Below are 1195 nucleotides of genomic sequence, written 5' to 3'. Positions count from 1 at the left end.
CCCCCACCCCCACCACCCACCAGAGTCCGGCGGCGCCGTCGGCGGAAGGAGTCGCCTGATGGCCGAGCAGCGGAGCACCCCGCCGACACCAGAGGAACAGCAGCCCGGGACCGAGCCCGTCTTCGCCGTCCGGAACCTGTGGAAGGTCTTCGGCCCGAAGGCCCACCGGATACCCGACGACGAGTCGCTGGCCTCCCTCGACGCCGCCGAACTACGCGCCCGCACCGGCTGTACGGCCGCCGTCCGGGACGTCTCCTTCGACGTCCGCCGCGGTGAGGTCTTTGTCGTCATGGGCCTCTCCGGCTCCGGCAAGTCCACCCTCGTGCGCTGCCTCACCCGGCTCATCGAGCCGACCAGCGGCGACCTGCGCATCGACGGCGAGGACGTGCTCGCCATGGACCGCGAACGGCTCCGCGAACTCCGCCGTCACCGCGCCGCGATGGTCTTCCAGCACTTCGGCCTGCTGCCGCACCGCACCGTCCTCGACAACATCGCCTACGGCCTGGAGATCCAGGGCGTGAAGAAGGCCGTCCGTCGGGAGGTCGCCGCCCGCATGGTCGAGAAGGTCGGCCTCACCGGCCTCGGCGAACGCCGCCCGGCGCAGCTCTCCGGCGGCCAGCAGCAGCGCGTCGGCCTCGCCAGGGCGCTCGCCACCGACCCCGAAGTCCTGCTCTTCGACGAGCCGTTCAGCGCGCTCGACCCGCTGATCCGCCGCGACATGCAGGAGGAGGTCATCCGGCTCCACCGCGAGGAGGGCCGCACGATGGTCTTCATCACCCACGACCTCTCCGAGGCGCTGCGCCTGGGCGACCGCATCGCCCTGATGCGCGACGGCCGGATCGTGCAGCTCGGCACCCCCGAGGAGATCGTCACCACACCCGCCGACGACTACGTCCGCGACTTCGTCCGGGACGTGCCGCGCGAACAGGTCGTCACCGTGCGCCGGGCGATGCGCCCGCCGACCGGCGGCGAGGCCGACACAGGTGTCGTACTGCCCGCCGGCACCGTCGTCGCCGAGGCCATCGAGGCCGTTGCCAGGACCGGCGAGCACGTCCGGGTCGTCGAGGACGGCCGCACGGTCGGCGTCGTCGACCGCGACCGGCTGCTGGCCGTCGTCGCCGGACTCGACGGCCGCCCCGAGGAACGGGAGGTGGCGGCCGTATGACCGCCGCCCCCGGCACCCTCACCCCCGACC

At 73.1% G+C, this 1195-nt stretch carries 1 protein-coding gene; it reads left to right on the top strand.

Features of this window, described 5'->3' with window-relative positions; genetic code table 11:
* Positions 1-58: 58 nt before the first annotated feature.
* Positions 59-1165, top strand: coding sequence for a quaternary amine ABC transporter ATP-binding protein (locus FNX44_RS27060; RefSeq protein ID WP_143651592.1), 1107 nt, complete (start codon positions 59-61; stop codon positions 1163-1165).
* The last annotated feature ends 30 nt before the right edge of the window (positions 1166-1195 follow it).

It is taken from the genome of Streptomyces alkaliterrae, assembly GCF_007097205.2.
GTDB lineage: Bacteria > Actinomycetota > Actinomycetes > Streptomycetales > Streptomycetaceae > Streptomyces > Streptomyces alkaliterrae.
This window is presented reverse-complemented; position numbering and strand designations above follow the sequence as displayed.